Origin of the sequence: Novosphingobium sp., assembly GCF_041905565.1 — a bacterium.
Classification (GTDB): domain Bacteria; phylum Pseudomonadota; class Alphaproteobacteria; order Sphingomonadales; family Sphingomonadaceae; genus Novosphingobium.
Genome location: NZ_JAYRKX010000016.1, coordinates 79,977 through 87,149 on the forward strand (window position 1 = coordinate 79,977; position 7,173 = coordinate 87,149).

Genomic DNA, 7,173 nt, shown 5'->3' on the forward strand with positions numbered 1-7,173 from the left:
TCCCCTCGGCTATCAGCGGGGCCTGTTCATTTCTGGAGAGGGTCCCGCCCGTGATCAGCCAAGTCCTGATACCGATCCTGATGCTGCTGACGGATCTCATCACCACCGTGGTGATCGTGCAATTCGTGCTCTACCTGCTGATCACCTTCAACGTCGTCAGCATGCACAGCCCCTTTGTCGGGGCGCTGTGGCAGGCGCTCAACGCCATTCTTGAGCCGATCTTGCGTCCGATCCGGCGCATGCTGCCGCATACCGGGGCGATCGACTTTTCGCCCATGGTGCTGATCGTGGTGCTGCAGATCGTGATCATCGTCCTCCGTTACCTCGGGAGCCTTGCCTACCAATGACCCAAGCCGCCGTGATCGATGGGAAAGCCTTTGCCGCCAGCCTGCGCGCCCGCGTTGCCCAGCATGCCGCCGCCTTTGAACAGGCGGCCGGGCGCAAGGCGGGGCTGGCCGTGGTGCTGGTGGGCGAAGACCCGGCCAGCCAGGTCTATGTTGCCAGCAAGGCCAAGCAGACCGTCGAATGCGGCATGTCCAGCTTCGAACACAAGTTGCCTGCCGATACCGCGCAGGCTGATCTGATCGCGCTGGTCGACCGGTTGAACGCCGATCCCATGGTCGATGGCATCCTGGTGCAGTTGCCCTTGCCGAAGCACCTTGACGAACAGGCCGTGGTCGAACGGATCAGCCCGGACAAGGACGTTGACGGGCTGACCCCGATCAGCACCGGGCGCCTCGCCCTGGGCCTGCCGGGGCTGGTGCCCTGCACCCCGCTTGGTTCGCTGATGCTGCTCAAGGACCGGCTGGGGAGCCTTTCGGGCCTCAATGCCGTGGTGATCGGCCGCTCGATCCTGGTCGGCAAGCCGATGGCGCAGCTGCTGCTGGCGGAAAACTGCACCGTCACCATTGCCCACAGCCGCACCAAGGACCTGCCCGAAGTGGTCCGCCGCGCCGACATCGTCGTGGCCGCCGTGGGCCGCCCGGAAATGGTCAAGGGCGACTGGATCAAGCCCGGCGCGACCGTGATCGACGTCGGCATCAACCGCCTGCCGCCGGAAGAAGGCAAGGCCAAGGGCCGTCTGGTCGGCGATGTCGACTATGCCGAGGCGATGCAGGTCGCGGGCGCGGTTACCCCGGTTCCGGGCGGGGTCGGGCCGATGACCATCGCCGTGCTGCTGCGCAATGCGCTGGTCGCCGCTCACCGCAACGCAGGGGTGGCGCTGGAGGCCGACGCGCTCTAAGCTTGGGCTTATGAAGCGCTTTCTGCCCGTCACGCTCGCCCTGTCGCTGTCCATCGCGCTCGCCGCTTGCGGCGGGCAGCCGCGCCCTGCGGGCCCGCCGCTGCGCCCGGTGGCCAATCCCGGCGCGGTGGTCGCGGCGGAAATTGCCTTCAACCAGCTGGCCCAGGACAAGGGGCAGTGGACCGCGTTCCGCGCCACCGCCGCGCCCGAGGCGGAAATGTTCGTGCCGCAGCGGGTCAAGGCGCTCGAATTCCTCAAGGGCAAGACCGATCCGCAGCACGCGGTGAAGTGGCAGCCGCACCTTGTCTGGTCGAGCTGCGACGGTTCGCTCGCGGTGACCCACGGCGCCTGGCAGCGCAGCGATTCGACCGGCTATTTCACCACCGTCTGGGCGCGCGGGATGGACGGCGGCTACAAATGGATCCTCGATCATGGTGACCGCCTGGGCGTGCCGCTGTTCGCGCCCGAGATGATCAAGAGCAAGGTGGCCGAATGCGCCGGCAAGCCGGGGGTGCCGATCACCGCGCCGGCCGAAGGCGTCGATTTCAAGCAGGGCATATCGCGCGACCAGACGCTGATCGTCGGTTCCGCCGTCGCGCCCGATGGCGGCCGCACGGTCACGGTGCGGCTGTGGAACGGCACGGCCCACGAAACGGTGCTGCAGGAACAGGTCGCGGCGGGGAACTGAACGCTTGCTGGACCTGTTCCTCTCGGCTTTCGTCACCCTGTTCGTGGTGATCGACCCGCCCGGCTGCGCACCGATCTATGCCGGGCTGGTGAAAGGCGCGCCGGGGCGGGTGGCCGTGGCCATGGCGGCCCGCGCCAGCGTGATTGCGGCGCTGATCCTGGTCACTTTCGCGCTGTTCGGCGAAGACCTGCTGGGCGCGCTGCACATCGAGCTCAATTCCTTCCGCATCGCCGGCGGGATCATGCTGTTCGTGATCGCGATGGACATGGTGTTCGAAAAGCGTACCCAGCGGCGCGAGGAACGCGCCGAAAAGGTCCGCGAGGACCATGTCGAGGACGTGTCGGTGTTCCCCATGGCCATGCCGATGATCGCCGGGCCGGGCTCGATCGCCACGATCATGCTGCTGACCGCGCGGGCCCACGGCACGGCGGAAACGCTGGTGGTGCTGGGCGCGCTGGGCGCGGTGCTGGTGCTGACCTTCGTGGCGCTGGCCGCGGCCGGGCCGCTGATGCGCCTGCTGGGCGCACGGGTCGAAGCGGTGATTACCCGCCTGCTCGGCGTGCTGCTGGCCGCGCTGGCCGCGCAATACGTGATCGACGGGGTGAAGGCCGTGCTGCTGACCTGAAGGTTACTGAAGGGTCACCCGGCCATCGTCGCGGTCGCGGCGGCCGAAGAACTGCATCAACTGGACCATCAATTCGCAGCGCTGCGCCAGGGTGTCGGCCTCGACCAGCGCCTGCTTGGCGGCCAGGTCGAACGGCGCGATCTGGCTGACCCCGTTGATCAACGATTCGTCGTCCAGGCGGGTCACCGCGTCCCAGTCCACCGCATAGCCCTGCGCATCGGCAAAGGCCCGCGCCTCGCGCTCGAACAGGGCGCGTTCGATCGGGGATAGCGCGCCGTGCATTTCCTCGGGGATCAGTTCCGCCTCGACCTGGCGGAACGGGGTGACCACATCCAGCTCGCGCAGCACGCGAAAGCGCGATTCGCCTTCCAGCATCAGGTTGAAGCGGCCGTCCTCCAGCGCCTCGACCTCGCCGATCTTGCCCAGGCAGCCGATCCGGAACAGCGGCGCGCCTTCGTCGGCGCGCTGGGGCTGGATCATGCCGATGCGCCGGTCGCGCGCCAGGGCGTCGGTCACCATCGCGCGGTAACGCGGCTCAAAGATGTGCAGCGGCAGTTGCAGCCCGGGAAACAGGATCGCGCCGGGCAGGGGAAAGATCGATACGCGCACCGCCGCGCCTCCGCCGTCAGCCGAACAGCACCAGCGACAAGCGCCGCCGCTGCGCCGCAACCCACGGGTCTTCCAGCCCGACCGCTTCGAAGATCTGCAGCAGGCGGGCCTTGGCCGCGCCGTCGTTCCAGGCGCGATCGGCCTGGATCATCGCCAGCAGCTTGTCGGTGGCGGCATCGCGCTCGCCCGCGGCAAAGGCCGCCTCGGCAAAGGCCAGCCCCGCCGCCATGTCAGCCGGATCGGCCTCGGCAGCAGCGCGCAGCGCGGCCAGCTCGCTGTCTTCCGGCTTGTTGCGGGCCAGCTCCAGCGCGGTGCGGGCGCGGGCCACTTCGGGGTCATTGGCCAGTTCGGCCGGGACCGCGGCCAGCGCCGCTTCCACTTGGTCGAGCGCGCCCAATGCCAGCAGCGCGCGCAGCAGGCCGCTTTGCGCGGCAGCATCGTGCGGCGCCATTTCGGCGATCTGGGCGAAGATCCCGGCGGCGCGTTCGGCATCGCCGCTGGCCAGCACTTCCTCGCCCATGGCGATCAGCGGGGCGATGTCCTGGCTGGGCGCTTCGCCGGGATGGATCGGCAGCTTGGCCAGCAACTGGTCCAGAATGCCCTTCAGCTGCGATTCGCTGCGCGCATTGGTCAGGTCCGCCACCGGCTGGCCCTGGAACATGGCATAGACCGTGGGGATCGAGCGCACCTGGAACTGCGCGGCGATGAACTGCTCCTCATCGACGTTGATCTCGGCCAGCACCACGCCCTTGTCGGCATATTCGGCGGCGACCTTTTCCAGCACCGGGGTCAGCGCCTTGCAGGGGCCGCACCATTCGGCCCAGAAGTCGAGAATCACCAGATTCGCCATCGACGGTTCGACCACCGCCTTGCGGAACCGGTCCACGGCCTTCTGTTCTTCGATATTAAGGCCCATGCTTGCCAAGGCGCTTGCTCCATCGTTGCGCGAAATGCGGCCCCAATGTGGGACTTCCTGCTGCTTTGTGAAGGGATAAACGGTGTTTGTCACCCGCGCGGTGGCCCAGATTGCCATCAAAACCAATTTTCCGCTTGGCAAGCCCATGGGGCGATGCTAACGGCGCGCCTCCACCCCGAACCACAGCCGAAAGGCACCGGTTTGCAGGCGTTCGAGCGGGCGTAGCTCAGGGGTAGAGCACAACCTTGCCAAGGTTGGGGTCGAGGGTTCGAATCCCTTCGCCCGCTCCAGTTTTCTCCCAGAAAATCAACGATTTCGCCGACCGGCGACCCTTGAAATTCTGGAGACAACGCCTCACCGAGACCCCCATTGTCTCCATATTGTCTCCAATTTTGTTACAGGTTGGGGCGTCGTGGGGAAAGCCGGTCGTAGCTCGTGAATTTTGAGCCGCCTTTTTGCACCTAAATTGTCGATCAATGTCGCCCGAACTTGCGCCTAACGTGTGGTGTGAAACGGCTCATCTCGCTGCTAGCAGTCGGGCGCCTTGGCCGAGGGGCAGCGTGCTGCGCCAGAACAGCGCAAGGTAAACTCTTTTTCAGATCGCCGAGGTCGCACATATCGATATTGTCGGCCGCGTAATGCCTGCCAATCTTGAGCAACTGGCCGTCAACGGCGGACACCTGAAGAATATGTCACCGCCGGAATCTGACTGGCGCAATTGGCATAGCTCGAACCGTCGCAGAACCACTCGCTCGCAATAGCCGCTGATCCCTGGGCTCGAAGCCTGTCCTCCTTCAATCAACCCGTGAAGGGTCCGCTACGCGTGCGCGTGCGGCCGCAGCTTTGCTGCGGTGATTGCGGCCAGCCCCCGGCCTGTGGGGCGACTGTCGAGCGGGGTGGTCCCGCTCCTAGGCAGGAGCCGCAACATGCCACTGGCAACCGCACAATCGCTTGGCTGGAACCTCTCCCGGACGCTGATGACGGTCATCGTCCTCATCGAAACCAATCAGGGCTACTTCGTCATCCCCGCTGACGAATTTGACGGTGACCCCGAACAAGTGGTTCGCGAATATGACCCCTTCAGCCGCTGACCTCAGGCACATTTCGCCTTTTCGGCCTGTGCCCTGCCGTGCTATTCTTGCACCGCAGATTGCGCTGAGGAGGTGGTGGCGAGCGCGTCCAGACAAGGGACGCTTATGACCATTTTTCTCATCCTCGGGGCCGTTGCTGGCCTTTATGTGCTCGCGCTGCTCTTCCGCCTCGCCAGCTACGCGCTGCCTGTCTATGCCGGGCTCACGTGTGCTTTCCTGCTGCTCCGCCATGATGTTGGTCATCTCGGAGCAATCCTGGGCGGACTGTCGGCAGGCATTGCTACGCTTCTGATTGGACAGAGCCTCATTGCCTTTGTCCGCTCTCCCATGATCCGTGCCGGGATCGCGCTCCTCTTTGCCATACCCGCGGGATTCGCCGGCTTTCAGGCCGCGCACGCGCTTGGATCACTGGCAACGGACAACAGCATGCTGCTGGCGATCCTTGGATCCATCGCTGCTATGGCGACATCCCTCTCGGCATGGCGAAGCGTGACGATGTCGGATTGCGATACGCACGTCACCTCAAAGTTTGCCAGTCCCGTGGGTGGGCAAGCCTCTACAGGCCAATCCATGTCGGCCGAGTGATGGCGTGAGGGGCCAATACCGCCGGTCCAGTCGCTTCCTTTGCTTGACCGATTTTGAACCGAGGGTTCAGGGCCTGCGTTCACCCGAGCCAGTGCATGCGATCCGCATCTGGCGTCCTTCCCGGCAGAACCGACCAGTACGGCCTCTTTCGATCCGCGCCCATGTCAGCCAGACGCTTCGCTTGGCAGGCTTGCCGCAACGGTGCTTGCCGAACTTTCTTCCCCCGGCGTTCCGCCGTTCCTCGCGAGACAAGAAAGCCCGGCCACACCGTCCTTCGCTAACGCTGCGGGCTGACGCTGCGGCGCCTGCCACTGGCTGACCCTTATCCGCGCATCGAGGCCGCACTGGCGCGGTCCCGTCCAACGGAAAGGAATACCCATGGCAAAGATCGGCAACTTCAAGATGGTTTCGGGCGAACTCCGGGGCCAGATCGTCACTCTCGCCCTTCAGGCCAAATCAGTCAGAATCGTCGCGGAAGAAAACACCAGCGGCAATGCCCCCACTCACCAGGTCCTCATCGGCGAAGTCGAAATCGGCGCAGCCTGGAAAAAGCACACCCAGGACGACCGTCCGTACCTTTCGGTGAAGCTCGACGACCCCAGCTTCATGGCACCCATTTTCGCCCAGCTGTTCGAAGCCGAGGACGGCAGTCACGATCTGGTCTGGAACCGCCCGAGCCGCCGCAACGACCATTGAATCGGCCAAGTCATCGCCCGGGTCACACCGGGCGATGACGAATCCCTAGTATATTGGGTGGCAGTATATTAGGGTTACGCCGACCCACGAAGCATGAGGCTTCGGGAGATTTTTGGGACGAATTTAAGGCGATTGCGACACGCCAGTGGGCTTTCGCAGGAGGAATTGGCGCATCGTGCCGGAATCAACCGAAACTATGTCGGCCTTCTCGAACGCGCAGCCAATTCGCCGACGCTCGACACGATTGAGCGACTCGCAGAAGAACTTGCCGTCGATCCCGTGCGATTTTTCGAAAAACCTGGCGGTCGTTGAACGCAAACCCACCGCCATTCACCGAATCTCAGCAGCAATTTTACAATTTCTGAACTACAACAGGCAGATCATTGCCTCTGGGAATGTTTTGTCCCGGCAATCTGGGCTCGGCATTATCCCGTGCTGGGGATAGCGCACTGCCCGATTGGGGATAAGTTCACCCTGCTTCTCTGCGCGCGTTGCAGGGGCGCAGTCACTAAACAGGTTTTGCTACAAGGAGAGACCCATGTCGGCTCCTGAGTTTGCCGATGAACCACCGCAGTCAGACCGATTGAGCGCTTATGATGAGCGCCACCTTGTCACGTATCTTCGCCTGCTGGATGCCGAAAAGGACGAGGCATCATGGGAAGAGGTGGTTTCGATCATCTTCGCCATCGATCCTGCCAGTGAGCCGGATCGCGCGCGAAG

The 7,173-nt window shown here is 64.2% G+C and carries 11 protein-coding genes and 1 tRNA gene; 10 read left to right on the plus strand and 2 right to left on the minus strand.

The window, feature by feature from the left end; translation table 11 throughout:
• Positions 1 to 50: 50 nt before the first annotated feature.
• Genes ACE3N9_RS13305 through ACE3N9_RS13320 form a run of 4 tightly spaced genes read left to right on the plus strand, consistent with a single transcriptional unit; the run spans position 51 to position 2,556 of the window.
• Positions 51 to 347, plus strand: coding sequence for a YggT family protein (locus ACE3N9_RS13305; protein WP_374284343.1), 297 nt, complete (start codon positions 51 to 53; stop codon positions 345 to 347).
• Positions 344 to 1,243 carry a bifunctional methylenetetrahydrofolate dehydrogenase/methenyltetrahydrofolate cyclohydrolase FolD gene (gene folD / locus ACE3N9_RS13310; protein WP_374284345.1) on the plus strand — a complete coding sequence of 300 codons (900 nt, stop codon included), beginning with the start codon at positions 344 to 346 and terminating at the stop codon, positions 1,241 to 1,243. The genes ACE3N9_RS13305 and folD overlap by 4 nt, the downstream gene beginning before the upstream one ends.
• A 10-nt stretch (positions 1,244 to 1,253) precedes the next feature.
• Positions 1,254 to 1,931, plus strand: coding sequence for a hypothetical protein (locus ACE3N9_RS13315; protein ID WP_374284347.1), 678 nt, complete (start codon positions 1,254 to 1,256; stop codon positions 1,929 to 1,931).
• A gap of 4 nt (positions 1,932 to 1,935) precedes the next feature.
• Entirely contained in the window at positions 1,936 to 2,556 is a 621-nt protein-coding gene (locus tag ACE3N9_RS13320; RefSeq protein WP_374284349.1) for a MarC family protein, read from the plus strand.
• A gap of 3 nt (positions 2,557 to 2,559) precedes the next feature.
• Here ACE3N9_RS13320 and ACE3N9_RS13325 read toward each other — a convergent pair whose 3' ends face one another.
• Together ACE3N9_RS13325 and ACE3N9_RS13330 are read right to left on the minus strand one after the other, a co-directional pair.
• Entirely contained in the window at positions 2,560 to 3,165 is a 606-nt protein-coding gene (locus ACE3N9_RS13325) for an LON peptidase substrate-binding domain-containing protein (RefSeq protein ID WP_374284351.1), read from the minus strand.
• 16 nt (positions 3,166 to 3,181) lie between these two features.
• On the minus strand, positions 3,182 to 4,081 hold the full coding sequence (locus ACE3N9_RS13330) for a tetratricopeptide repeat protein (protein ID WP_374284353.1): 900 nt from the start codon (positions 4,079 to 4,081) through the stop codon (positions 3,182 to 3,184).
• Between the two features lie 215 nt (positions 4,082 to 4,296).
• Here ACE3N9_RS13330 and ACE3N9_RS13335 point away from each other — a divergent pair.
• The 6 genes from ACE3N9_RS13335 to ACE3N9_RS13360 form a co-directional block, all read left to right on the plus strand.
• Positions 4,297 to 4,371: transfer RNA gene (locus ACE3N9_RS13335), tRNA-Gly, on the plus strand.
• 636 nt (positions 4,372 to 5,007) lie between these two features.
• Positions 5,008 to 5,172 (plus strand): hypothetical protein, encoded by a 165-nt coding sequence (locus ACE3N9_RS13340; RefSeq protein ID WP_006964003.1) that lies wholly within the window; start codon positions 5,008 to 5,010, stop codon positions 5,170 to 5,172.
• Positions 5,173 to 5,277: 105 nt separating this feature from the next.
• On the plus strand, positions 5,278 to 5,757 hold the full coding sequence (locus ACE3N9_RS13345) for a hypothetical protein (RefSeq protein ID WP_374284355.1): 480 nt from the start codon (positions 5,278 to 5,280) through the stop codon (positions 5,755 to 5,757).
• A 378-nt stretch (positions 5,758 to 6,135) separates the two neighbouring features.
• Complete coding sequence (locus ACE3N9_RS13350) at positions 6,136 to 6,453, plus strand: DUF736 domain-containing protein (protein WP_374284357.1); 318 nt, start codon at positions 6,136 to 6,138, stop codon at positions 6,451 to 6,453.
• A gap of 93 nt (positions 6,454 to 6,546) precedes the next feature.
• Positions 6,547 to 6,765 (plus strand): helix-turn-helix domain-containing protein, encoded by a 219-nt coding sequence (locus ACE3N9_RS13355; protein ID WP_013831674.1) that lies wholly within the window; start codon positions 6,547 to 6,549, stop codon positions 6,763 to 6,765.
• Positions 6,766 to 6,991: 226 nt separating this feature from the next.
• On the plus strand, positions 6,992 to 7,173 hold a 182-nt coding region (locus tag ACE3N9_RS13360), incomplete at its 3' end, for a DUF2285 domain-containing protein (protein WP_374284359.1).

Coding starts and splice junctions, on each gene's coding strand:
- folD (WP_374284345.1), top strand. CDS start 344: ATGACCCAAGCCGCCGTGATCGATGGGAAAGCCTTTGCCGCCAGCCTG.
- ACE3N9_RS13315 (WP_374284347.1), top strand. CDS start 1,254: ATGAAGCGCTTTCTGCCCGTCACGCTCGCCCTGTCGCTGTCCATCGCG.
- ACE3N9_RS13330 (WP_374284353.1), bottom strand. CDS start 4,081: ATGGGCCTTAATATCGAAGAACAGAAGGCCGTGGACCGGTTCCGCAAG.
- ACE3N9_RS13340 (WP_006964003.1), top strand. CDS start 5,008: ATGCCACTGGCAACCGCACAATCGCTTGGCTGGAACCTCTCCCGGACG.
- ACE3N9_RS13345 (WP_374284355.1), top strand. CDS start 5,278: ATGACCATTTTTCTCATCCTCGGGGCCGTTGCTGGCCTTTATGTGCTC.
- ACE3N9_RS13350 (WP_374284357.1), top strand. CDS start 6,136: ATGGCAAAGATCGGCAACTTCAAGATGGTTTCGGGCGAACTCCGGGGC.
- ACE3N9_RS13355 (WP_013831674.1), top strand. CDS start 6,547: ATGAGGCTTCGGGAGATTTTTGGGACGAATTTAAGGCGATTGCGACAC.